Raw genomic sequence first — 21983 nt, forward strand, 5'->3', positions numbered from 1 at the left:
TACGTTTGGCTATCGCAAGTTCCCCCCACAGACCGACAATTGTTCCAAGCAGACAGCACTAGCATCAAAAAAGTGCAAAGACGGAATTCATGGGCAATTATGGTCGCGATTACTGATTTTCAACCAACGAATACGGCAACGAGTCAAGAAACAGCCACAAGCTACAACGAATCTGAGCAGCAATTTGTAAAATTGCTCGAAATGGAAGATTTAGACAACAAGCTGGCTGCACAGCCTGAACTAGCAAGCGACGTTGAAAGTGCGATCGCTACCGCAATTGAGGCGGCTTACAAGGTAGGAAGTGGTGATGAGCTAGTTGAAGCCGCACACCTCTTTTTGCAGCGCGTGCTGTATCGCATCAATCGGCTCAAGCTGTTTTGGTATGACGATCTGCGCCATTACACCAACGAACGCTCAATTTGGTTGCAAAAAGTTCGCAACCAAATCGAGTCCGCTTGGCAGGAGTGGGAACTGGCACACTTTGACGTAGAAGCACTCCAAAAACTTTCCCCAGCCGATGTCAAGCAAGCGCTGAGCGAGCGTGGTGCAGCCGACTTAGATCCTCCCCTATCGGAAGGTAGTCGCTACTTGCGGGAGCAGACAACAGAGGCTGGTTATCGCCGAATCTTGGCAATTGGTTCCTTTGATGGCTTAGTTGAAGGCAGCCGCCTGTCGCGCATTCTGGGAGGCACCGCCAACGCAGTACAATGTACCCTCGTCAAAGTGTTGTTGGAAGAGTACGGCAACGGTCGCCTTTCCCGCAAGCACTCTACCTTTTTTGCCCAGATGCTTGACGAGTTTGGCATGAACACAGAGCCAGAGGGCTACTTCGATTTAGTACCTTGGGAAGTGCTAGCCTGCGCTAATCATAACTTTCTCGTTACTGAGCGCAAAATTTATTTCTTGCGTTACTGCGGTGGATTGACTTATTTTGAAGTGGCAGGTCCTGCGGCATACAAAACCTATCTAGCCGCAGCGCAACGGTTGAACCTTTCTGATGCAGCAATGGGTTACTGGGAACTGCACATTCGGGAAGACGAACGTCACGGTCAATGGATGTTAGATGATGTGGCGATGCCGTTGGTTGACAAGTACCCAAATGATGCTTGGGAAATTGTCCTGGGATATGACCAAGAGAAGCTAATGGGCGATCGCGCTGGTGTAGCGATCGCGCGTTCGGCAAGAGAAGCGGATCGAGAGGCCAATCGATAAAATACATTTTGCCTAAAATACTTGCCGACTTGTTAACAGTCAGTCGTCTTCCATTCTCGTTCTCAGGGTTGAACCCTGAGAACGAGAATAAATTTTAATTTTTCTAGTTTTAGTTAGAAATTAAACAATAAGAATAGGGCACTGAGAACTGTTAACTTCTCAATACCCTTGATTCGTTCCCGTCTAAAGTGGCTTTTGGGTTTAGGAAAGATTCTTTAGCGATCGCTCTCCCCCTCCCCGTTCAAGCTTTTACAAAGATGTCATGATCTGAATCAGCTCAGTAGATAAATCCACTTGACATTTCTGCTGCTTCCTAAACAAAACACCTGCTAAAAGATAGATGTTCGCTGAGTAAAAAGCCATTTTCTTTTCTCGCAACTCTCTAATTGTGTTTTTAACCTTTGGCTCACAACTGTAATAACCAAAGTTTAGAGGGGAGACGATAAAATTAGCAATCGAGTAGCCTTGCATGATTGCATAATTAATAAAGCCCTCCGGATTAGAATAACTAGAGAGCATTAGTAAGACGTTTTCATAATCTAAAGATAAAAGCCGTTTGGCAATTTTAGACCCATCTGTACCCCCATGTAACAGGGGTTGATAAATATTCTCATCTGGCGCTGGAAGGTATGGTGGATTTGAAATCAGATAATCGGCCTTGGGAAGAGATGCCTCAAAGAAAGAAGTATTGTGGATGATATATTGGGCGCTAAGTTCGTATTCCTGAATATTTGATTTAGCAGTTTTCCAGGCTAAGTCATTGAGTTCAAAGCCATGTATAATTCCATCAAATCTGGTTCTCATTAAGGAGTTAATGACTGGGGTTCCATCTCCTGAACCAAATTCGATAATAGTTTTACCATGAGCGCCCTCATTTAAAACTAAACTTTCTAAACATTGAGAATAAAAATTAGATTCTTCTGGGCAATAGAATACATCTTTTACTGGCCTGGATGAAATTAGCATAGTTTTCTCGGTGATAACTATAACAAAGCTAATTCATCCTCTATGCTTTTGTGATCTATCAAGAGAATTATACCCAAAGGCATTGACAAGCATTTACATTTATTTATAATTTTCTAAGGTGTTTTTACAGACTTTTAAAAAACACTGTTTTTCTGAACAAAAAACAACAAATGGCTAATTGCTTTTCAACACTTAGCAATTAACCATGAGTCATCATTAAGTAATAAATGGAGCTATAAAAAGTTAAGCAACTACTGCCAGTTGGTTAAGATCGCCATTCAATCCACAGGTATAAACTAATCTTTGATGAGTACCTGGAGTTTGGCTAGCAAGCTACAAAATATCTTTGTTAACAAAACCTGGGATGATATCTGTGTGAGCGCACATCCATCAGAAGCCAGCATTGCCTAACGTTGTTACTACAAGCATCAAACCAAAGGCGAGGCAATACTGACGACATGAAGCTGTTTCAGGGGTGGTTGATAGCGCTAGAAGCATTAGGGTAGCGTTTGCGGAGGACAACTGTATTGTAGTTGTAGGCGATCGCTAGAATATTCATGACCAGGCAGGTGCTTCCCAAACATAGCAGGATATAGGTGGGAGGCAGCACTACCCCAACCTGGAACCAAGTAAAGACGTGTAGCACCATCACCAGAGCAAAGACGGTTGCCACTCCAGCACTCCGCCACACCTGAACTTGAGGGCGACAGAGTGCAGCCAGAATCATTGTCCAGATGGTAGCACCCAAGTTGGCTGGAACCAGAAACGCGCAAATGGCGATACAGTGGGCGCGTGAAAACTCAGAGAGGGAATTAAAGTCCAACATCTGTTCATTATATCGAATGGCAAGATTTTACAAGACTTTTTGCGATCGCCTGTAAGCACTCACGGCTGTTGATCACATTTATTCACATACGACTGCGATCGCTTTCCCACAAAAACGGCACGACCTTGTCTAAAACTACATAATTTGTTTTAAATCTAATATAAATCCAGGAAACACATCTTCTCCTGATAAATTTGCCGGATTTTCTAAAATCTCCACATCCTGACCTTGGCGATAGATTTCTACTCGCTGGTTTTTCCGGTTAATTAACCAACCCAATCGAGCGCCATTTTCCATATACTCTCTCATTTTCGCTTGTGCGATTTTCACTGAATCGCTAGGAGAAAGTAACTCAACCACAAAATCAGGACATAGAGGCGCAAATCCCTGTTGTTCTTCAGGGGTTAAAGCATCCCAGCGATCGTGTCTTACCCAAGACGCATCAGGTGAACGATCTGCACCATTCGGTAGTTTGAAGCCACTCGAAGAGTCGAAGGCAAGCCCTAGATTGCTCTGCCGGCTCCAAGCTTGGAGTTGATACGATAAATCGATATTACGATTTCCAGTTTCGCTACCTGTAGGGGGCATAATGATTAATTCGCCCGATGCTGTGCGCTCAAATCTTAAATCCGGATTGTTCTGACATAACTGGAAAAACTGCTCGTCTGTCAAGTCAATTGTTAATTTGAGGGTAGAAGGTAAAGTAATTGTTGCTGTGTTCATAAAGTTATTAAAGTATTCACTTGCTTATATTTTTTAGTCTATTATCGCTCTGTTATAAAATTTGTTCGCTTCTTCTTGCTTCTGTATTGGCGCTAAATAAATTGTTTTCTTTTTTTCTCATTCTGGAAAATTCAGTCGTGGACTACCTGCACGAATTCGGAGCTGACTTCTGTAAAAGTCAGCTATCCAGCGATCGCAAAATCTAGGCAAAGGGCGCTACTCCCATCCCCATTGTCAACCTTGAGGTCAACCCTGAGACTGATGTAACCCGCCGTGAGTCGATTAAGTTAGTTAATAGAACTTAACATTTGACAACTAAGGCAACGTTCCTGGATGCAATTGAGCTGCAAAGGTGAATGGTTTGTCGTCGGCAACTTTAATAAAAGGATGAGCAACAATGCAATTAAAGCCAATCACAGAGCAAGTCGTCGCCGTCGTTGGCGCTTCTAGCGGCATCGGGCGCGAGACAGCTTTGCAGTTTGCCCACCGAGGCGCAAAAGTAGTCGTCTCAGCTCGCAGCGAACCAGGGTTAAAGTCTTTGGTGGATGAGATACAGCAACAAGGCGGTGAAGCAGTCGCAGTCGTTGCTGATGTCACGGATTTCGAGCAAGTAAAAGCGATCGCAGATAAAGCTGTGCAGGTATACGGGCGACTCGATACCTGGGTGCATTGCCCCGCCACGGGCGTTTTCGCCACTTTCGACAATACAACACCGGAAGAGTTTAAGCGGATTATCGATATCAGCCTGATGGGGCAGGTATACGGAGCAATGGCGGCGCTACCTCATCTCAAGCGTGAAGGACGCGGGGCGCTGATCCACATCTCTTCAATGGAAGGCAGGCGTTCATTACCCCTCCAGAGTGCCTACTCCTCAGCAAAGCACGGGGTTGAGGGCTTTCTAGAATCTCTGCGCGTCGAGCTGCAACATGAGGGAATCCCCATCAGTGTGACGAGTGTGAAGCCATCCGTGATCAACACGCCCTTCTACAACAACGGTCGCACGAAATTAGGCGTCAAGCCGACGGGAATACCGCCTTACTATGAGCCGAACCTTGTTGCCGATGCGATTCTCTACGTAGCCGAACACCCCACTCGTGACTTTATTGTGGGGGATGTGGGCAAGATGTTAGACGTGGTTCAGCGCATCTCACCGGGACTGGTGGATCAAATTTTGGTTCTCATCGGCTTCAATTTTCAGAAAACGAACGAGCCAAAGTCTGAAGATGCGCCAGATAATCTTTACGAGCCGATTCTCAGCCATGACAAAGTAGAAGGAGATTTTGGCAATCTAACGATTCCCTCCTTTACTGACTGGCTGGATAAGAATCCGCCGGTTAAATGGGGCGCTGTAGCAGCTGCGGCGTTGGGAGTTGCCGCAGTCGTCAAAGAGTTTTTCCCAGGAAATAATATTTAAGGCGATCGCATCAGGGACACTACTCGGTTGAAGCGATCGCATCCAACCTCAGCCGCCTTCTCATCTAAATCTAAAGTTGCGATCGCTCTCATAATTCTTAAAACGAATGGGGAATTGGAAAGAAGGCAGGCCTAATTTCATTTCCACTTCTCCATTCCCAAACAGCAACAAACTATCAATGACCCGATTCACAAATTAGATGTTATGCCTTCAACCTTCCATCTTCTAGATGCAACACTCGATCGGCAACATCCATAATTCGACTATCGTGTGTCACCATCAGAACCGTGCAACCGCCTTCCTTGGCGAGCTGACGCAGTAACTCAATCACAGCGTGTCCGGAGTGAGAATCTAAAGCCGCCGTAGGCTCATCTGCCATAATCAACTGAGGATTGCCAGCTAAAGCACGAGCGATCGCTACCCGTTGTTTTTGTCCCCCAGATAAATCGCGGGGTAAATTTTTCGCCTTATCCGCCAATCCCACCTGTTCTAGCAAAATTTGTGCTTGTTGCCGTGCCATTCGTCCCCGAATCCCTTTCAGATTCAGCGCTACTTCTATATTCTCAGCCGCAGTCAGCGCCGGAAACAAGTTAAATCCTTGAAAAATAAAGCCAATATTTTCCAGTCTGAACTTTGCTAACTGGCTCCGAGACATCCTTGTAATCTCTTCCCCCAGCAAGTGTACGCTGCCAGCAGTCGGCGTCAAAATCCCAGCCAAAATTGAGAGTAAGGTCGTTTTACCCGATCCAGATGGCCCCATCAATAGTTGAATATCGCCCTTGAAGATTTCCAGATTGACTCTTTTAAGGGCTTGGAAACGCGATCCTCCCGACTGGAATACCATTTCTACTCCGATGCCGATAATGGCTTTTCTGTGAGCCTGAAGCGAACTCATAGAAGGAATAGCATCTAGATTTCGGACACTGGCAAATTGAGTACGGTTGCTTTGGGAAAGAATCATCAAAATTTCTATTCGTTAGGTCTAAACTACAACGAGTTACTAAATGCAATCTGTCTTAAGTAACCATACTCCGGACAAAATTTCAACGGAAGCATCGAAGGAAAGAATCAGATGCAGGCTTTAAGAAGAAACCGAACATTAATGCCTCCGGCTCTAGATAAAGGCTGTTCGACTATTGAATAGCGAGCAGGAATCAATCTATTTTATGGAGATTGACATTAGGGACTAAATAGTAGGTGTGACTTTAGGTAGTACGAACCCTGCTCCCCTCACCGTTTCAAGTAAGATTGAATTACACTCACCTACTTAAAGTACGCATACTCTCCAAAATAGGTTTGTATAATGTTTTAATTTCTAATTGTTCCGCCCTGTTGCCAATATAAAGTTCAACTCACTATCAGTTAGGATAAAACAGACATCTACATTTATTATTGATGGTCATTGAGTATATCAGGTTCCTGAAAACCATCGACTATTATCCTAAAGCGGCAAAATTCTAAAATCATGCCTTAAAAACAATAGCCGGATCGACACGAGTCACTCTTTGGATAGCGAAGATAGCTGAACCAACACACATCAGAGTCGTAATCCCAAAGATGGCGATCGCACTTCCAGGCGTGATTAAAATGATGATTCCCTGAGTAGCAAACGTCCAAGCTCCCAACCCCTGGCAAAGAACCATGCTGGGAATATAGCCCAGAACCGCCATCCAGAGCGCCTGCTCGACAATCACACCGTAAATTTTCCAATCAGAAGCTCCCATCGCCTTGAGCGTACCATACTCCTTTAAGTGGTCAGATACAGAAGCGTAGAGGATCTGACCTGCGATCGCCATCCCGATAATAATGCCAACAACGGCACCCAAGCCCAAAATAAACCCAATTCCCGTGCGCTGCTGCCAGAAAACCCGCGTCTGCGATGCCATTTCAGCCTTCGTATAAGCGCGGGTATCTGGTAGTGCTGCTTCTAACTTTTTCTTGAGTTGCTGTAAATCTTGACCGGGCTTTGCCTGCACCAATACATAAGTGATTAAATCAGTAGGAGTTAATTTCTGGGGTGCAGGAGCAGATAGATTATTCGCAGCGGGTGGGTTATTAAAACTCGCCGACGCACTGGTACACTTTATGTCACCCGATTGGAGCTTGCAGTTTAAACTCGTCGTTACGCGGGAATTTGCGTAAGCGTTGGCAGTCTCCAACGAGGTGAACAAAAAAGTATTCGATGTAATTGATTGAGTGTCTTGCGTCAGAGCAACTAACTGTGCCTTAAATGAGCCAACTTCAGCAACATCGCCAATTTGTTTGATGTTCAAAGGACGCAAATTAGATTTATCCAGCATCACCGTGTAAGGCTGCTTTAAGGCACTCAAACTTCCTTGAATAACTTTCCCTGGACTAAATAATTCTCCGGCTGGATTGAATCCGATGATTCTCATCGGTGAAATCTTGTTCCGAGAATCTCGCCACAAAGATGCTTGGACAATCAGCGGTTCAGCTTGTTCTACGCCTTCTACCCGTCGAGCCTCAACAACTCGCTGCGCGGGTATGGGTAGTGTCAGCTCCATGTGAATCATATCCGCTGAGGATACCCAGATATCAGCATTGGAATTGTCGATTAGCAAAGTCGTAGCGCGAGTAAATCCATTGAAAATACCCGTTTGAATAGTGACTAAGCTAACTGCAAACATAATCCCCGCCTGAGCTGCCAGGAAGCGGGGAATATCCTCAAATAGGTTTTTGCGGGCGATTGATGCCATGAAAGGAGTTGTTTACTAGCGTGTTTATTATAAAACCGGAAAATTGAAAGACAATTTCCGCAAAACGAGCGAAATAAACTGAAAATTGCGTTACAGTACCCCAAACCCGATTTCTTAGAACAATCAGATTTGCTAATCCTATTCATTGTGCTTACCGATATATCCGCACTAAGATGGATTTTTTAAATTTATTTTACTGTGAAAGGATTAAGCTTGGTTCTGGCTGCGATTTCCCTATAATTACCGACGTGCTGAGAGGAGTTCAATGCGATCTCGTCTTTTCCGTGTCAGAGGAAATCTCGCCTATCCAGCGTCAAGCCAAGCCTCTGCTATCAAGCAATGCCGCTGCGCTCTCTACCTTTGCCTTTACCAATTTAATACCCGCGAAAGAGTAAAGAGCGATACTAACTAAGCTACCTTCATAAATAGAAACATCGTAATAAACAGACTACGCTCAACTTAAAATAACATAGGAGAAAAATTCATGAGCGACGAACAAAATCCAGTATTGCCAGAAGATCCCAGCGAAGCAGAACCGGGAAGAGGGGCACCAGGAAACAACCACATTGGAGTTCAATTATCGCAATCAGTATTGGGCGTGAATGCAGCAGATGCGGTGATTCCATCTAATGTGGACAAAGAGCTGAATAAACACCAAGTTGAAGCAGCTAGAGAACAAGAAGAAGGAACTGGTTTAGATACGACCGAGGGTTACATCCTGGATGAAGCGGGGCAGCTAAACAATTTTGCGATTGAGCCTCCAATGTATGTAGAAGAGAAATAATATACGACCTTTGCTGGGAGCGCCAATCATCAGCCTCCCGGCATATTCATGTATTTAAAAACAAAAATTTAATAACTTTGCCTGAAATCCTAGCGTCTCAACTGTAGGTAACAAAAAGACGTTATCGGCATTAGTTATGAAAAAAATATACTTTTTGATTATGGGGGCAGTTGCGATTTCGGCAATTACTGGTGCCACTCTAGCAACAGCCGGTCGCCAAACTGGGGAACAGAACCAACAAAGCATAGAAACAAATATACCGCAATCAACTTCGCTCCCAGAACCAACTGCGATCGCTTCCACCGTTAAAACCAACAACGATGCAGTTGAAGCCACAACGCCACAGATAAAGACTCAAGCGGATGTGGCAATACAGCCAAAGCTGCATAACTTTCCCCATCAACGCATCGTTCTGGTAGATGAAGTAAACCCAGAAAGTGACTTCGCTCAATTTCGGCAACAGTTGCGGGAAGCAGTGCGATCGCGCGATGCTGAGTTTCTGCAATCCATTTTGCCCCCCAACCAAATTGGCATTGGTCACGGCATCAGCACCCTCCCCGATTTGAAGCTAGAAAATCACAATGCCCCAATCTGGGGATGGCTAGAAAAAGCCCTAGCTGCCGGTTGTTTTCAAACCACTAACCAGGGGCAACCGGACGTTGACCCCCAATCTCCAGGTTGGATTTGTAACACCGTACCGCGCGATTTTGCTCGACAGTATCCCGCACCAAATTCTGCCGATGGCGTTTCCTACGAATTAAGCCGCGTCATCGTTGTAGGTGAAAATGTGAACGTGCGATCGCAACCCAGCGTAGAGAGTCCAGTAGTCGGCTTACTCTCAAACGAAGTCGTCAAAGTCAATCGTCAAATCGAAGAACAACGCGCCAGAGAACGGGCGCAACGAGGCGAAGATTACAGTTCCATCAACGGGTGGACTGCGGTAATTTTGCCAAATGGAAAACCGGGCTACATTTCCAATCGCTTTGCTTATTCTCCCCTTGAATATCAAGCCGTCTTTGGCACAGTGAAGGGGCAATGGCGTCTGCTTTATATGCCCGGTGGAGAGTAAATCAAAGTAAAAGTATCGCTATTTCGGGGAAAATTAGACAGGCGATCGGGAATTAAAAGCAAGTTTCCTACAGACTAAAGCTTGAAGCCAGGTAAATGAAGTTCGCAAAGGTGACTTCACGAAAACTATCTCTGTATTTTCGAGCTAGCCAAGCAAAGATTCTGTTACCTTGTCAAAATTCTCCAGCCTGATGAATACCTTTGAGAGTAACGTCCATGCCAGTAGACTTAATCATTCTAATTGCCGCACTCATCGTATCCTGGTTAGTCTTCACCTTACTCATTAAGGTAGTGAAAGCCAGCATCGGCACAGCCATTTTAATTGCGGCAGTTGTTCTCGTTTTACAACTCTTCTTTGGCATTGGCCCCCAAGACCTTTGGCAGCAGATAACCCAACTTCCCCAAACTATTTTGCGAATGGTTACGGGCAATTAATTAAATTAGCAAAAGTCCATAGTGTAGGGAAGTTTATCAATATGCTTAGCTAATCACCAATATTTTGTCAAACCCGTCCCTACAAATTCAGTTGTTTTTTCGGTTGCACTGACAATTACCTATTAAGCCATAATCATCTTGGCAACCTTTTCCATCACCTTACTCAAGGGATGATCTGGAAACCGCAGGCAAAAGAGATCGCTGCTTGCCATTTGAATCATCTCTTCTGAAAGCGGCAAAATTCCAGCCACCGGAGCATTGTAGGTTTTTTCTACCTGTTGCTTCAAGGCATCAAAATCCAAAACGGGTAGCGCCTTATTTACTAGCAGCAACATCTTAGGCACCTGTAATTTCCGAGCCACCTCCACCGTCACAGCAGTCCCCTGAAAGTCCTGGCGGTCTGGACGCAAAATTAGCACCAAAATATCAGAGATAGTAATAGAAAGTAGAGTTTCTTCGTTAAGACCTGGGTGGGTGTCAATAAATAAGTAATCCAGATTTAAGGTTTCCATTATCTCTTGGAAACCGTCATTGAGGAGACCAAAATCAAATCCCTCGCGCAGAACCTTAGTAATATCCCCTGCTTTGATACTAGAAGGAATCAGATGAATGCTGCCGCCTTTAACGCCAGTTTTTCTTAAAACTGAGGTGACATCATAAGCAGCTTCTTCAATTAAACAGCGACCCCACAGGTAGTCATTGAGAGAGTGTTCCATCTTCTGCTCATCGAAACCGAAAAGCACGTGAATTCCTGGCGATTGAATATCGGTATCAACGATACCAACGCGATACCCAAAGCGAGCCACTAAAGCTGCCAGATTCGCCGTCGAATTTGATTTGCCGGTGCCACCCCGGAATGAGTGGATGGACACAATTTTTGACATGGTTTACCTCAATATGTGAGAGGATTCTTCATCCTTAATAGAAAACAATCGAGAAAGCCCACTCAAGGGCGGGGGGAATGAACCGTGCGGCTTATACGCTATACCATTTTGTCTTTTGGTTGCAACATATAGATTCTCAGATGCCCTTTTTTCAAGCGTTAGGGAGGGGCTGGAAGAAGGGTTAATCTAGCGCCTCATAACCCAAATAGGATTACAACCTTATCAAGGTAATAGAAACTTGCGTTTAGGCTAATTCCCACAGCTTGATAGACGCTTATTTCGTTTACTCACTCCAGGTTCTGCCAGATATTTGTAGATAGCTTGCTTCGCTGTTTAGAGGCAAGGCGAGGTCGGTAGCGGAGTGTTTCCCCCTCTTCTAGTTCTTGCACGACGCCTTGAGCTACTAGAGCTTCTAACTGGGTGCGGGCAACTTCCTCACTTTCGCCAGTGTGAGCTGCCACTTCCGGCAAGGTCACGTTTTTTTGACGCATCATCCAGTTGACGAGTTTTTGCAGGTCATCGGGCAAATTCATCATATCAAGCATATTCAGACCAATATCAGTTTGGTGTCCGCTGGAATCGGTGGGTGATTGATCGATTCGTTCCTGATTCATCTTTTCCTTCCTTGTTCTTCAGCTAATGATGTGAATCGCGAGCCTACGCATCCGGCGTAGCATACTCAGTTCGATGTATCGGTAGATGTCCTCTAATAGCGCTTTATCTCGCTGCCATCAGGTAGATTCAGTCTCTGTATTCCTCACGGTTTTTGCCCGTTGCTGCAACTGCTGGAAGTAATCGAGTTCTTCGCTTTCAGCTTCCTGGCTAGTCTCTAGAACTTCTATTGTTGAGGAATTTGACTCGGTAGTGGTTTCTGCGTGCCCGTCGCTGCTCGATTTTCTCAAGTTTGCTCGTTGCTGCAACTGCTGGAAGTAATCGAGTTCTTCACTTTCAGTTTCTTGGCTTGCTGGTGTGACATCTGCTATTGAGGTATTTAACTCAGTAGCAGCTTGGGTTTGCCTATCTTCCTCCCAATTTCTCAAGGTTGCTCGTTGCTGCAACTGCTGGAAGTAGTCGAGTTCTTCGGTTTCTTCAACTTCTTGGCTTGGCTGGAGGACTTTTGGGGTGGAGATATTGGACTCAATTGCGGCTTCTCCCTGTCCGTCCTGCTGATTGCTTAATTCTTCGACAGGAGAAGTAATTTGGCTTGCCAATGCAACTTCTGGTATTTCAACGTTTGATTCCGCAACAGCTTCTGCTTGCCCATCATGATGCCGATTTCTTAACTTTTTACCCTTTTTCTGTAACTGCTGTAAGTAGTCGATTTCTTCTGTTGTTTCAGTGGCTTGGCTTGCCTGTGTAGCTTCTGGTATTTCAACAGTTGGCTCAGTGGTAGCTTCTGCTTCCCTATCATTGGATAGATTTCTTAACTCTTGTCCCTTTTGCTGCAACTGCTGTAAATAGTCGATTTCTGTCGTTGTTTCAGCGGCTTCTGGGATTTCAACGGTTGACTCAGTGGTAGCTTCTGCTTCCCCATCATTGGATCGATTCCTGAAACTTTTTCCCTTTTGCTGCAACTGTTGTAAGTAGTCAGTTTCTGCCGTTGTTTCAGCCGCTTCTGACCTCTCGACTTTTAATTTAGAAGTTGTTTTTTCAGAAGGATTGCTTTCTCGACTCCTGAGATTTTTCGCCTTTTCCTGCAATTCTTGGAAGTAGTCACTTTCTGTAATTTCCGCTACTTGGCGTTCTTTCTTTTCCTGGTCAATCTCAATATCGATTTTTAAAAACCCTTTGACGCCTTGATAGATGGCTTTGGCGTATCCTCTATCTATCAAAACGACGCCGACTGCCGTTGTCACCAGTGCCAATGCTGGGGGCACGAGGGGTATCCATCCTGCTTTGAGAAACAAAACATAACAAGTTCCAAACAAGAGGGCGATCGCTCCCCCTCCCGCAATCACCAAGAGCAAGGGACGCCGAATCCGCCATGCCACTAAGCCTCCCACCAACGACCAGGCCCAAATCCATCCAATTTCGCCCCACTCACTCCAGTACCAAAATAGCGGTCGTTTATCCAGAACTGCACTGAGGATCTGACTCACAACCTGAGCATGAATGACCACTCCGGGCATTTTCTGAGTGCCTTCTTGAGCAGCACTATAGGGCGTGTTGAAGTCGTCATTCACGCTAACTGCGGTGTAGCCAACCAAAACAACGCGATCTTTGACTAAAGCCGGATCTATCTTGCCCTTGAGTACATCTGTGAGCGTTATCTTTTGGGCAGGCAGATTTGCCGAACGGTAGTTAATCAACATCTGCAACCCTTCCGTGTCGGCTTTCCGGTATCCGCCAGCATTCGGATCGGGGCTTTTGAAGAGAGTGGAACCGATCTTCAGATTCCCGTCATCTGAAGGTTCTGCTTCGATTCCCTCAGCTTGCAGGTACATGAGTGCTAGGGTCAAATCCAAGGAGGTGATTTGCTCTTCGGGATCGCTACAAAGATGGGGGTTCTCTAAGGGAGCGTTCGGGACTGGAGGATTTGCCACTAAGAGACTGCGGCGAACCCATCCATCAGGTTCTTTGACAAAATCAGCAAATCCCACTTGGTCTGGTGAGATTCCAGGCGGTGGCGGAAATCCTGCCTGTTTACCATCACTGAGTTGGCAGATCGTAATAATGCGATCGCTTCCTTTGAGGATCTTCAATAAATTGGCATTCCCCTCTTTGACCGGAACATCCCGAATAATATCTATACCGATGGCTCTCGGTTCATACTGCTCTAGTTTCTCTAACGCTTTGGCAATTGTGGCATCCGAGATAGGCCACCCTTTCTCAGTTTGGATATCTCCCTCAGTAATCTCCACCAGCAACAGGCGATTATCTGGACCTTCATCACGACGCATCCGAGTCAGCTGGTCAAAAGCACCCAGCTCTTGTCCTTGGAGTATCCCTAGTTGCCTAGCTCCCACGACCAAGCTTGTCGCCACCACACTGGTGAGAACAACTTGTCCACCAAAATTTAAAGCTGCTGTGCGTAGGTTGTTTGTGTTTGATAGCAGGGAGCGAATCTTTGAACTGAGCTGAGAAACCATATAATTGCCGCCTCCTCTCTAGGGGCTAGAGTTTTAATCTTCGCTCAATGTGTAGCTTAAACAGAGGAAATTAAGATTAAGAATTTGTATGTATCCTTGTGTCCTTGAAAATTGTTTAAGCCGCAAATTGAGTCGTCAAGAACCAAAAAATTAATTGACTACAAAACTTTATGAAGCTTTTGAGAAGAAATCGGACAAATAGATAATTTTTTTGATTGAGAAAAGAAAAAGTGCCAATTTGAGAGATAATTTTATAGTAGTTATAACATCAAATTTTGTACTAAGCAAAAACCAGCGATTTTAAGTACCCACTAAGGCAAGAAATATGACAAAATTAATCGCTAATTTGTAGAGATATGCCAGGAAAAGTGGGAAACTTTGTTGAAGATTAAAGAGTCTTTGTCTAAAACCACTACGGTCGCGATCGAGTTTATTTACAAAGCACGATGCCTCATGGAGGCGATCCCTTTGGAAAGTGTTTCGATCCCTTTGTATGCACTCCGCTTGCTGCTCGCTAGGTAAACCCACTGCAACAACTTAAAGATTATGGTGAACAAGTCTTCTGTGTATTTCACAACACTCTCCTTAGCCTTGTTTGTGGGGCTTAGTGCGATCGCTACCAGCTTTCCAGCCACCGCCACCACAAAAAGCAAACCGATTCAACAACCCAGCCTGAACCGTAGGGAAATGCGTGTGGCAGGGCGCTTAAGATTTAGGCTGCCAAGGGTTGGGGCACCCAAAACTAGAGAACCGGGAGCATCGCGTGGTAGCAGCAGCTGCGCCGCCCAAGGAAAGTCGCTCATGGCATTGTTGCCCAGCACAAATGTAGGTTTGACTGTAGCAGCTCGCCCGACATTATTTGTTGCTGTTCCTAAAACTTCCGCCCAGGACGCAGAGTTTATTCTGTATGACGGCGAAACAAGTCAGCAGGTAATATACGAAACAACATTGCCGATTCCTAGCACAGGAGGTGTTGTGAGTGTTAGCCTTCCTCAAAAGGATGCACCCTCGTTAGTTGCTGGCAAAAAATACCGTTGGTCGTTATCAATGATTTGCGATGCTGAAGATCGGGGAGCAGATATTTCTGTAGAAGGGTGGATTCAACGAGTCCAACCAAATGTTGCCCTGAGGAATGATCTAAAGAAAGCAGCACCGCGCGATCGCCCAGCAATCTATGCAGAAGCTGGGATGTGGCTTGACACCCTCTCATCTCTAGCTGACTTACGTAACGCCAATCCTAGCGATTTCACCTTAGAGACCGATTGGAAAGACTTGTTAAAGTTAGTTAATCTCGGCACAGTGGCGGAAGAACCCTTAGTGGTAGATATCACTCAGAAGCAAACCCGATAAAGGAAAGCATTGCAGTGAATTAGGGGTAAGGGTCAAGCCCTTACTCCTACTTTATTCTGGCTGCACCAGCTGACTAATTTCTGTCACCCAATCCCGGCGATCGCGATGTTCCAGATTGAGGATATCCTCTAAAGACCAGTGAAAGTGAAAAGCTATCAAGGCTACCTCTTGGCGTAGTACGTCCGAAGGGTAGCCTAGAATTCCCCCGATAGAGAAAGCTCCACCTGAAATTGACGATTGCACTGGGGACACTGAACCGGAATGTAAGCTTCCCCCTCCTGGTTAATGCGATTGTAAAACTCCCGCAAATATGCCAGATCTCGCGAGAAAAGACCCTCTAACAGTGTAGGCGTTACCTCGGTTACAGTACCGATACAGGTAATCACCCGCGAGAGCATTACCAAGACTCCATAAGCTGGATTATCCTGAACGCCCCGGTCTTTTTGGACGCACATTTCATCTTTTGCCGTTGCCAGACGCATCACCCCCTGGCGATGAACGCCCCCTTGAGCATCGACCAATCCTCTAGGGAGGACAAATTCAAATTCTGTTTGGATGCGATCGCTGTCCATCTCGTCGGGTTACTCGGAATCAGAAGCCAGTGCAGGATTTGCAGAGGGGTTCGTGGCTTCTTTCAATCCTGCATTTTCCTGTTCTAGGTCATTAATTTGACGATAAAATTTCTGGAGATAATTCAGGTCACAAGCAAAAAAGCCTTCAACAACTGAAGGCGTGACCTCCTCCAACGCTCCCAAGCGGACAATCACGCGGGACAAAATAATCACTGTAGCGTAGGCAGGATTTGATTTAACACGCGGATCTCGCAAAGGGACAATCTCATCCATCGCCCTCGACAAACGCATCACACCTTTGCGGTGCAGATTGCCATCCGCATCGAGATATCCCTTAGGTAAAGTAAATTCAAACTCAGTTTGAATCATTCCTTGCTACTTGAATCCGTTTTAACTGTTCAACTGTCATTTCTATTTCTTCAATCTCCAGCTCACCCCCAGCCGCATTCACATCAGAAATTTTATAGCTAGTAGGCCACGCCCGTTGAAACTCAAATCTAAACTGTTCTTCCGCCGCTTGATTATAAATCACCAAAGAACCATCTCGTCGTTGTTCAGCCCAATCTCCATCCTGGACAGCTTGAATCCAGTTCCATAACGTCATCGAACAAGTCAGACCCCGGCGCAGAGTAATATTGCTGTAACTAACCTTACCCGGAATTTTTGTACTGACAATTCGACCCTTAGATTCCCCATCTTTTCCCCACTTTTGAGGTGTCACCTCAGAGATTTCTATCACCTGTTGGGTAGACTTAAAACCACTACAATCCATAAAGTAGCCGTCTACTGCATCATTGCTGCCATTTAGTTTTAGTTCTAGAAAAAATCGGCAAGTGGTGAGAATTTCAGGGAAGTCTGTCACAGTTGATACCGCCTTACAACCAATGAGCTTTCGAGCTGATAAATCAATGACTGGTGAATAAGACTGTGTAACATCTCACCTCACCAGCGCAGTTTTACAGGGAGTTGACTTTAAAATTCTTTCTACGCCGATACAGTAAACTTCATCCGCTCGTAGTTAAGCTTAAGCGTCCAAGTTTCCAGTTCGCTACTTCCTGCGTCCCGCTTAGGAACATCAAAACTATTGGGAAGCACGCCTACAAAGCTGTACGTTAACCCCACCTTCCCCTCTGAACCGGAGTAATAGACATTAATTGTCATTTCTTTGCGTAAAGTTCGCGCTTTTGCAGCTTCCCCAAGGTTAGCTTTCGAGGCACAATCCTTGTACCACTCCCACAGCTTATCGTCATTTCCGCCTTGATGCGCTCCTGGCACCAAAACGAGCGTTATCTCGCCATACTTCGGTTGACTTGGAACACTGAGAACCAGCGATTTTCCCTTCGGACCAGAACCGATGGCATTATCAGCACCCTTTGGGGACATATCTACTGACATCCCACTGACTTCTTTGATAATGATGTCTTTGATATCACCAATTGCTACATCGTAGTTATCACTAGATAGTAACTCAACAGCATCAGCCATAAATAACCTTCCAATCAATTACAAAGTGCAAAGGAATGATTTTTGCGATCGCTTCTTAAAGCGAACAAAATTAAGAATATTGTCTCAAACACCCAGACTTAGATAGATCAAGCTGGATCAAATTGGTCAACCTGTAGCGTAAAGGTTTCTTCAAGCAACCCGCCATCTGCACTGAGTTTCCCGATTTGATATTTACAAATCCAAACTCCGCTCATCTTCCAAGAGTCCACCATTTCTCCGGCTGAGTTATAGGATTTTATTACGCCTTCTGCCATCCTGGCACTCGTTGGAAAACCGCCACCATCCTCTGCTTTTGGCATACACTGTAGCAACCACTTTCGCATCAGTGAGCTAGTGCTTTTTGCATCTCCACTCGCTAGGGTTACTAAAGTAATTTGAACCGCGGCTTCCCTTTTCTTAGTAAGAGTTTGCCGTACAGCTCCCTTGGCACCAGACATTAGGGCATCACCGTGTTGAACGTCAGTCTTATATGCTGGTAAGTCAACACTTTTAAACTGTAAACCGTCACCTACGCCCTTAATTTCTAATTCAAAATTCTCAACGGTAATAATCGCCATTATTCAAAACCTCCTTACAAATTTTTCAATATCAGCTCAGATATCAGCTCTTGATCAAGAGCTGATATCTGAGAGTTTTAACCTACTGGTTAGGAGACCACTGACTGATGCGGAAGATCACAAATTCCGCTGGTCGGACTGGGCAAACTCCAATTTCGACATACAAACGACCCAGCATTACCGTCTCATGGGTGTTGATACTGGCATCGCACTTCACGTAGAAAGATTCACCAGGCGAACCACCGAATAACGCCCCTGCACGCCACAGCCGTTCGAGGAAATTGCTGACCGTGCGGGTAACTCGCGCCCACAAATCTTGATCGTTAGGCTCGAACACAACCCACTGGGTACCGATTTCAATCGAGCGCTCAATGTAGCTAATCAGGCGGCGGACGCTGATATAGCGCCACTGGACATTAGCCGGTTCTACCAGAGTCCGTGCGCCCCAAACTTGGAAACCTCGGTTGTAGTTAGCAAAGTTGCGGATACAGTTAATCCCCACCGGGTTCAACAGTTCCTGTTCGCGGAAGTTAGTTTCGTAGGCTAGACCCAAGACACCGCGAGGAACTTCGTTGGCGGGTGCTTTAAAAACGCCACGAGTCTCATCGGTGCGGCACCAAATCCCCATCATGTGACCGCAGGGGGGAACCAAAATCGGTCGTCCGGCATTGCGTGGGTTCGCCACTTTAATCCAGGGATAATACAATGCCCCAAACATGGAACGACGATTGAAGTTACTTAACCACTGAGCTACGTGCTGAGGCTTTTGTTGCTCAGGGGGTACAGGCTCGCCGCCTCCCTTGCAAGGTGGGGGATCGAGAACCACCATGCGATAGTTGGGGCTGGGTGCGTTGTTTTCGCACATGCTAACCATCATTTCCATGATGCCGTGAACCTGATCCAAATCCAGCAGGCCGCGTTGGTATGCCAGCATTAGGTCGGGGCAAGCAATCATCGAAACTTCGTCAATTTCAAAAATCCCTTGGACGCCCGTGCGGTCATCGCGCACCCCATTTACATCCCGTGGAAAGCGTTCTGGGCTAGAAATGACGGGTGGAGGGCTGACTTCATAGGTGCCGTTGACAGGTCGTCGAGACAGGGGTTGTCCGCTGGTGGACATATCGGTGACGGACAAAAATTGAGATGCCTCGTGGTCGCCAATCCCCTCATTAATCGCAGTGATGACATAGGTACCCACTTGCGCCTCGACGTCCGGGTTCATGGTCAGGTGGCTGTACTCTTCGAGTTTCTCTCCACCGCGACTAACGATGACTTTAAAGTATTCACCCGTGTTGAGTGGGGGTTCTGCCTCTGGATCTTCAGGAGCTTTGGGTTCATCGGGAAGGATCGAAACATTGACTCGTCCACCGGGTAAGGCAAGAGCTGAGCTACCATCCTCTTCGCCTTCGGATGCCTTAATCGCAAACATCAAAGAGGGACGATTTCCAGAGGTTCTGAGCTTTGTGGCTGTTTCCTCCGGTGCTGGTGGTTCCGAACCGGGGAGTTTGGTACCAATGCTAGTCACCCAACAGCGTCCACCGCCGTTCATAAACCAGCCATTGACGGCAAAAGGGAGGTAGGCGTTGAAGTCTGTGTAACCATCGGAGCCTTGTTTGGCAAAATACTCTAGGTATTGGCTCCAGTTGGTAATCATCATGGGTTTGAACAGTTCGGCATCACCGCGTACATCCTCGGTAAAGCCAACAAACCCAGCAACACTCATGCTTACGCCTTCAATCGGGCGACTACCACGGTCTACTTCTTCGACGTAGACACCAGGAGCAAAATAATCCATTGGCATAGCGTAGTCTTCCTTGATTAGTGGTGGGTAATCGGTAATTGGTAATCGGTAATTGGTAGGGGCGATCTAGCAGGTCGCCCCTAGAGTAGTAGGTAATTGTTACGACCTACTACCTACTACCCCATTCCCTACTACTTCTATAGGTGTGATTGGTTCTCCTTGTCCTAGCTGGTTAAAGGGAACTGTCACGGTTACATATAAAGCTGGACGTAATGGAACCCCCAGCGCACGCCATAGAGCGACGGCATCAATAAGCCCAACGGCAGAAATGGTCATTGACAAGTTGCCATAACCCCGTAGTGAAGGCGCTAGCAGCTCTTCTGGTAGCCAGCGGTAACGTAACAACAGCATCAAGGCTTCTGACAGCAGACGCTGTTCTCCCAGGACGGTACGATCCCAGGCACTGACTAGGAAGGAAATGTCAAACCATAATGGGGAATACTTCCCAAAAGTGGGTGGATGCGGTTTTTCCTGGTTAATCCTGTGGTCTACCTGACTGTTTTCCCCGATGTTGTAGCAGAACAGGTTCAGTGCTGGTCTTACATCCTGCCGCATACTAGGGTGGTTGAAATCAATTTGCTCTGTACTGAGCAGGGAAGTCCCTTCAGCCAGGATTTCTGCCAAAGTCTGGGCAGCAGCAGGGATCATAAGACTGGGTGTTTAGGCTGTATAGGTCTAGATTAGGAAGACAACCCCAGAGTGTTTATTAGACTTTGGTCGAAACTTTAAAAAATGTGTGTAAATACGGATGAAGACTGAAATCCCCGACTAAGCTAGATTTGTCATTTATTTCTTGCGGAAGATGACAAGCTCCGCAAAATGAAAATTCAGTGGTGCTTACATCCGATTCAACGTTACTGAAATATCCTGTATGGCGGGGAGTTACAGATGAAGGTTGGAATAAAACGGTTTGCTGTACAGGTGCATCCACCTTCCTCCACACTCGGTTCGCTAGGTACACCGTACCCTCCCGATCTTAGGAGTATTTGCAAGCTCCATCTCGAACAGATAGGCGCACAACTACCTGTTGTAGCCGCCTGGATTGTTTACCAAGATTTAGATACCCAAAAGCGTCAATTAGTAGCCTATTATTCAGACGAGCGCCAAGGAAATTACGCAGAGTTGCCCAAATTTTTTGCTGAGGTGGGGTGGGAAGATTCCCTACCTGCGCTGAAGTTAAGCGAAATAACCAAGCGTGCTAAAAGTGCATCTGCTGACGCCGCTTGTAGCTACAACACTTACGTTTGCCCTCTCAGCGAGCAGAAAGCCAAAGAAGTTGGGTATTTGCTGTTATGGAGTAAAAATCCCCTTTCTTCGCTGCAACAACAAGGCGTAGAAAAACAGGCTCAATTACTGAGTCACTACCTGGTGATGTCTCGTGAGTGTTCCCGTCAAAAAGCTGAGATTCAATTACTTGAGCAAGTGCTAGGTCGTACAGAACATCAACTGCGAAATCCCTTGGCACTGATTAGTCTTTACGCCGAAAATTTATGTTTAGGGTTGCCATGTGGCTGCTTGCAAGAGCAGGCTGGGATTGTTCGCGAAACCGTGAATGAGTTAATTGAAAACTTAACGGATTTGGTTTATTGCGGACAGCAGGCAAAACTACAGGTAGCACCTTATGAGCTGCGGAAAACATTGGCTGAAAGTATCCAAGGTCTGCAACCTTGGTTAGAAGAAAAACGACTGCATATCCGCTATCCGGAGAAGCCGGTCACGCTGGCAGGGGATCGATGGCAGATGAAACAGGTATTTGACAACCTGTTGAGTAATGCAGTTCATTTTAGCCCCCCTGGGGGAATGATTACTTGTAATTGGCAAGTCTTTCAATCTGAAGTAATCGTTGAAGTTTCCGATTGCGGTTCCGGGCTTTCTGAAGAAGACTTGAAACAAGTATTCACACCTTTTTATTCTAAGCGTCCAGGCGGTACTGGTTTGGGTTTGGCGATCGCAAAAAAAATTATCCTCGACCATCGAGGAACCATTTGGGTAGAAAACTTGCCTTCTGGTGGGGCACAGTTTTCCTTCACCCTACCTCGATAGCAATTTTCAGTGAGTCAGTGGGAATGATAAATGAGT

At 46.0% G+C, this 21983-nt stretch carries 23 protein-coding genes; 7 read left to right on the plus strand and 16 right to left on the minus strand.

Going from position 1 to position 21983, the window contains the following annotated elements:
- Window positions 1–99: 99 nt before the first annotated feature.
- Window positions 100–1212 carry an iron-containing redox enzyme family protein gene (locus NC997_RS05130; RefSeq protein WP_190528416.1) on the plus strand — a complete coding sequence of 371 codons (1113 nt, stop codon included), beginning with the start codon at window positions 100–102 and terminating at the stop codon, window positions 1210–1212.
- 249 nt (window positions 1213–1461) lie between these two features.
- On the opposite strand, the gene NC997_RS05135 is transcribed toward NC997_RS05130, so the two are convergent.
- The 3 genes from NC997_RS05135 to NC997_RS05145 all read right to left on the minus strand — a co-directional run bounded on the left by NC997_RS05135 (window position 1462) and on the right by NC997_RS05145 (window position 3727).
- Window positions 1462–2178 (minus strand): class I SAM-dependent methyltransferase, encoded by a 717-nt coding sequence (locus tag NC997_RS05135; RefSeq protein WP_190412592.1) that lies wholly within the window; start codon window positions 2176–2178, stop codon window positions 1462–1464.
- A 469-nt stretch (window positions 2179–2647) separates the two neighbouring features.
- On the minus strand, window positions 2648–3004 hold the full coding sequence (locus NC997_RS05140; protein ID WP_190412593.1) for a hypothetical protein: 357 nt from the start codon (window positions 3002–3004) through the stop codon (window positions 2648–2650).
- Window positions 3005–3139: 135 nt separating this feature from the next.
- Window positions 3140–3727, minus strand: coding sequence for a Uma2 family endonuclease (locus tag NC997_RS05145; RefSeq protein ID WP_190528418.1), 588 nt, complete (start codon window positions 3725–3727; stop codon window positions 3140–3142).
- Window positions 3728–4124: 397 nt separating this feature from the next.
- Here NC997_RS05145 and NC997_RS05150 point away from each other — a divergent pair, with 397 nt between their 5' ends.
- Entirely contained in the window at window positions 4125–5141 is a 1017-nt protein-coding gene (locus tag NC997_RS05150) for an SDR family oxidoreductase (RefSeq protein ID WP_190412595.1), read from the plus strand.
- 202 nt (window positions 5142–5343) lie between these two features.
- Here the strand turns inward: NC997_RS05150 and NC997_RS05155 are convergent, their stop codons facing one another.
- Window positions 5344–6036 carry an ABC transporter ATP-binding protein gene (locus NC997_RS05155; protein ID WP_199292335.1) on the minus strand — a complete coding sequence of 231 codons (693 nt, stop codon included), beginning with the start codon at window positions 6034–6036 and terminating at the stop codon, window positions 5344–5346.
- 568 nt (window positions 6037–6604) lie between these two features.
- Window positions 6605–7858 carry an FtsX-like permease family protein gene (locus tag NC997_RS05160; RefSeq protein ID WP_190412597.1) on the minus strand — a complete coding sequence of 418 codons (1254 nt, stop codon included), beginning with the start codon at window positions 7856–7858 and terminating at the stop codon, window positions 6605–6607.
- A 484-nt stretch (window positions 7859–8342) separates the two neighbouring features.
- Between NC997_RS05160 and NC997_RS05165 the strand changes: the two genes are divergently transcribed.
- From NC997_RS05165 to NC997_RS05175, 3 genes are all read left to right on the plus strand, one after another.
- Window positions 8343–8642 carry a hypothetical protein gene (locus NC997_RS05165; RefSeq protein WP_190412599.1) on the plus strand — a complete coding sequence of 100 codons (300 nt, stop codon included), beginning with the start codon at window positions 8343–8345 and terminating at the stop codon, window positions 8640–8642.
- A 136-nt stretch (window positions 8643–8778) separates the two neighbouring features.
- On the plus strand, window positions 8779–9711 hold the full coding sequence (locus NC997_RS05170; RefSeq protein ID WP_190528420.1) for an SH3 domain-containing protein: 933 nt from the start codon (window positions 8779–8781) through the stop codon (window positions 9709–9711).
- 215 nt (window positions 9712–9926) lie between these two features.
- Window positions 9927–10145 (plus strand): hypothetical protein, encoded by a 219-nt coding sequence (locus tag NC997_RS05175; protein ID WP_190412601.1) that lies wholly within the window; start codon window positions 9927–9929, stop codon window positions 10143–10145.
- A 122-nt stretch (window positions 10146–10267) separates the two neighbouring features.
- Here NC997_RS05175 and NC997_RS05180 read toward each other — a convergent pair whose 3' ends face one another.
- From NC997_RS05180 to NC997_RS05190, 3 genes are all read right to left on the minus strand, one after another.
- Window positions 10268–11029 carry a MinD/ParA family protein gene (locus tag NC997_RS05180; protein ID WP_190412602.1) on the minus strand — a complete coding sequence of 254 codons (762 nt, stop codon included), beginning with the start codon at window positions 11027–11029 and terminating at the stop codon, window positions 10268–10270.
- A gap of 287 nt (window positions 11030–11316) precedes the next feature.
- Window positions 11317–11643 (minus strand): ArsR family transcriptional regulator, encoded by a 327-nt coding sequence (locus NC997_RS05185; RefSeq protein WP_190528422.1) that lies wholly within the window; start codon window positions 11641–11643, stop codon window positions 11317–11319.
- Window positions 11644–11760: 117 nt separating this feature from the next.
- Complete coding sequence (locus NC997_RS05190) at window positions 11761–14118, minus strand: CHASE2 domain-containing protein (protein WP_190528424.1); 2358 nt, start codon at window positions 14116–14118, stop codon at window positions 11761–11763.
- A 546-nt stretch (window positions 14119–14664) separates the two neighbouring features.
- Here NC997_RS05190 and NC997_RS05195 point away from each other — a divergent pair.
- Window positions 14665–15468 carry a DUF928 domain-containing protein gene (locus tag NC997_RS05195; RefSeq protein WP_190677836.1) on the plus strand — a complete coding sequence of 268 codons (804 nt, stop codon included), beginning with the start codon at window positions 14665–14667 and terminating at the stop codon, window positions 15466–15468.
- 51 nt (window positions 15469–15519) lie between these two features.
- Here NC997_RS05195 and NC997_RS05200 read toward each other — a convergent pair whose 3' ends face one another.
- The 8 genes from NC997_RS05200 to NC997_RS05235 form a co-directional block, all read right to left on the minus strand.
- Window positions 15520–15678 (minus strand): DUF6760 family protein, encoded by a 159-nt coding sequence (locus NC997_RS05200; protein ID WP_347276133.1) that lies wholly within the window; start codon window positions 15676–15678, stop codon window positions 15520–15522.
- Window positions 15663–16040 (minus strand): phage tail assembly protein, encoded by a 378-nt coding sequence (locus NC997_RS05205; protein ID WP_190436942.1) that lies wholly within the window; start codon window positions 16038–16040, stop codon window positions 15663–15665. The genes NC997_RS05200 and NC997_RS05205 overlap by 16 nt, the downstream gene beginning before the upstream one ends.
- 9 nt (window positions 16041–16049) lie before the next feature.
- The gene (locus NC997_RS05210) at window positions 16050–16409 is read right to left on the minus strand and encodes a hypothetical protein (RefSeq protein WP_190412607.1); all 360 of its coding nucleotides are present in this window, start codon (window positions 16407–16409) and stop codon (window positions 16050–16052) included.
- Window positions 16396–16902, minus strand: coding sequence for a phage tail protein (locus NC997_RS05215; protein WP_190412608.1), 507 nt, complete (start codon window positions 16900–16902; stop codon window positions 16396–16398). Before NC997_RS05215 ends, NC997_RS05210 begins: the two co-directional genes overlap by 14 nt.
- Before the next feature lie 122 nt (window positions 16903–17024).
- Window positions 17025–17525, minus strand: coding sequence for a phage tail protein (locus tag NC997_RS05220; protein WP_190412609.1), 501 nt, complete (start codon window positions 17523–17525; stop codon window positions 17025–17027).
- A gap of 107 nt (window positions 17526–17632) precedes the next feature.
- Window positions 17633–18103 carry a phage tail protein gene (locus NC997_RS05225; protein ID WP_190412610.1) on the minus strand — a complete coding sequence of 157 codons (471 nt, stop codon included), beginning with the start codon at window positions 18101–18103 and terminating at the stop codon, window positions 17633–17635.
- Window positions 18104–18185: 82 nt separating this feature from the next.
- Complete coding sequence (locus NC997_RS05230) at window positions 18186–19904, minus strand: phage tail sheath C-terminal domain-containing protein (RefSeq protein ID WP_190427787.1); 1719 nt, start codon at window positions 19902–19904, stop codon at window positions 18186–18188.
- Window positions 19905–20003: 99 nt separating this feature from the next.
- Entirely contained in the window at window positions 20004–20552 is a 549-nt protein-coding gene (locus tag NC997_RS05235) for a Pvc16 family protein (RefSeq protein ID WP_190412612.1), read from the minus strand.
- A 240-nt stretch (window positions 20553–20792) separates the two neighbouring features.
- Between NC997_RS05235 and NC997_RS05240 the strand changes: the two genes are divergently transcribed.
- Entirely contained in the window at window positions 20793–21947 is a 1155-nt protein-coding gene (locus NC997_RS05240) for a HAMP domain-containing sensor histidine kinase (RefSeq protein WP_190528428.1), read from the plus strand.
- Window positions 21948–21983 lie beyond the last annotated feature (36 nt).

Origin of the sequence: Trichocoleus sp. DQ-A2 (assembly GCF_039961915.1) — a bacterium.
In the GTDB taxonomy this organism is placed as follows: Bacteria; Cyanobacteriota; Cyanobacteriia; order Cyanobacteriales; family FACHB-T130; genus FACHB-T130.

Bases quoted from the DNA above. Each gene is read 5' to 3' on its own strand.
- NC997_RS05130 (WP_190528416.1), top strand. From the start codon at position 100: ATGGTCGCGATTACTGATTTTCAACCAACGAATACGGCAACGAGTCAA.
- NC997_RS05135 (WP_190412592.1), bottom strand. From the start codon at position 2,178: ATGCTAATTTCATCCAGGCCAGTAAAAGATGTATTCTATTGCCCAGAA.
- NC997_RS05140 (WP_190412593.1), bottom strand. From the start codon at position 3,004: ATGTTGGACTTTAATTCCCTCTCTGAGTTTTCACGCGCCCACTGTATC.
- NC997_RS05145 (WP_190528418.1), bottom strand. From the start codon at position 3,727: ATGAACACAGCAACAATTACTTTACCTTCTACCCTCAAATTAACAATT.
- NC997_RS05150 (WP_190412595.1), top strand. From the start codon at position 4,125: ATGCAATTAAAGCCAATCACAGAGCAAGTCGTCGCCGTCGTTGGCGCT.
- NC997_RS05155 (WP_199292335.1), bottom strand. From the start codon at position 6,036: ATGAGTTCGCTTCAGGCTCACAGAAAAGCCATTATCGGCATCGGAGTA.
- NC997_RS05160 (WP_190412597.1), bottom strand. From the start codon at position 7,858: ATGGCATCAATCGCCCGCAAAAACCTATTTGAGGATATTCCCCGCTTC.
- NC997_RS05165 (WP_190412599.1), top strand. From the start codon at position 8,343: ATGAGCGACGAACAAAATCCAGTATTGCCAGAAGATCCCAGCGAAGCA.
- NC997_RS05170 (WP_190528420.1), top strand. From the start codon at position 8,779: ATGAAAAAAATATACTTTTTGATTATGGGGGCAGTTGCGATTTCGGCA.
- NC997_RS05175 (WP_190412601.1), top strand. From the start codon at position 9,927: ATGCCAGTAGACTTAATCATTCTAATTGCCGCACTCATCGTATCCTGG.
- NC997_RS05180 (WP_190412602.1), bottom strand. From the start codon at position 11,029: ATGTCAAAAATTGTGTCCATCCACTCATTCCGGGGTGGCACCGGCAAA.
- NC997_RS05185 (WP_190528422.1), bottom strand. From the start codon at position 11,643: ATGAATCAGGAACGAATCGATCAATCACCCACCGATTCCAGCGGACAC.
- NC997_RS05190 (WP_190528424.1), bottom strand. From the start codon at position 14,118: ATGGTTTCTCAGCTCAGTTCAAAGATTCGCTCCCTGCTATCAAACACA.
- NC997_RS05195 (WP_190677836.1), top strand. From the start codon at position 14,665: ATGGTGAACAAGTCTTCTGTGTATTTCACAACACTCTCCTTAGCCTTG.
- NC997_RS05205 (WP_190436942.1), bottom strand. From the start codon at position 16,040: ATGGACAGCGATCGCATCCAAACAGAATTTGAATTTGTCCTCCCTAGA.
- NC997_RS05210 (WP_190412607.1), bottom strand. From the start codon at position 16,409: ATGATTCAAACTGAGTTTGAATTTACTTTACCTAAGGGATATCTCGAT.
- NC997_RS05220 (WP_190412609.1), bottom strand. From the start codon at position 17,525: ATGGCTGATGCTGTTGAGTTACTATCTAGTGATAACTACGATGTAGCA.
- NC997_RS05225 (WP_190412610.1), bottom strand. From the start codon at position 18,103: ATGGCGATTATTACCGTTGAGAATTTTGAATTAGAAATTAAGGGCGTA.
- NC997_RS05230 (WP_190427787.1), bottom strand. From the start codon at position 19,904: ATGCCAATGGATTATTTTGCTCCTGGTGTCTACGTCGAAGAAGTAGAC.
- NC997_RS05235 (WP_190412612.1), bottom strand. From the start codon at position 20,552: ATGATCCCTGCTGCTGCCCAGACTTTGGCAGAAATCCTGGCTGAAGGG.
- NC997_RS05240 (WP_190528428.1), top strand. From the start codon at position 20,793: ATGAAGGTTGGAATAAAACGGTTTGCTGTACAGGTGCATCCACCTTCC.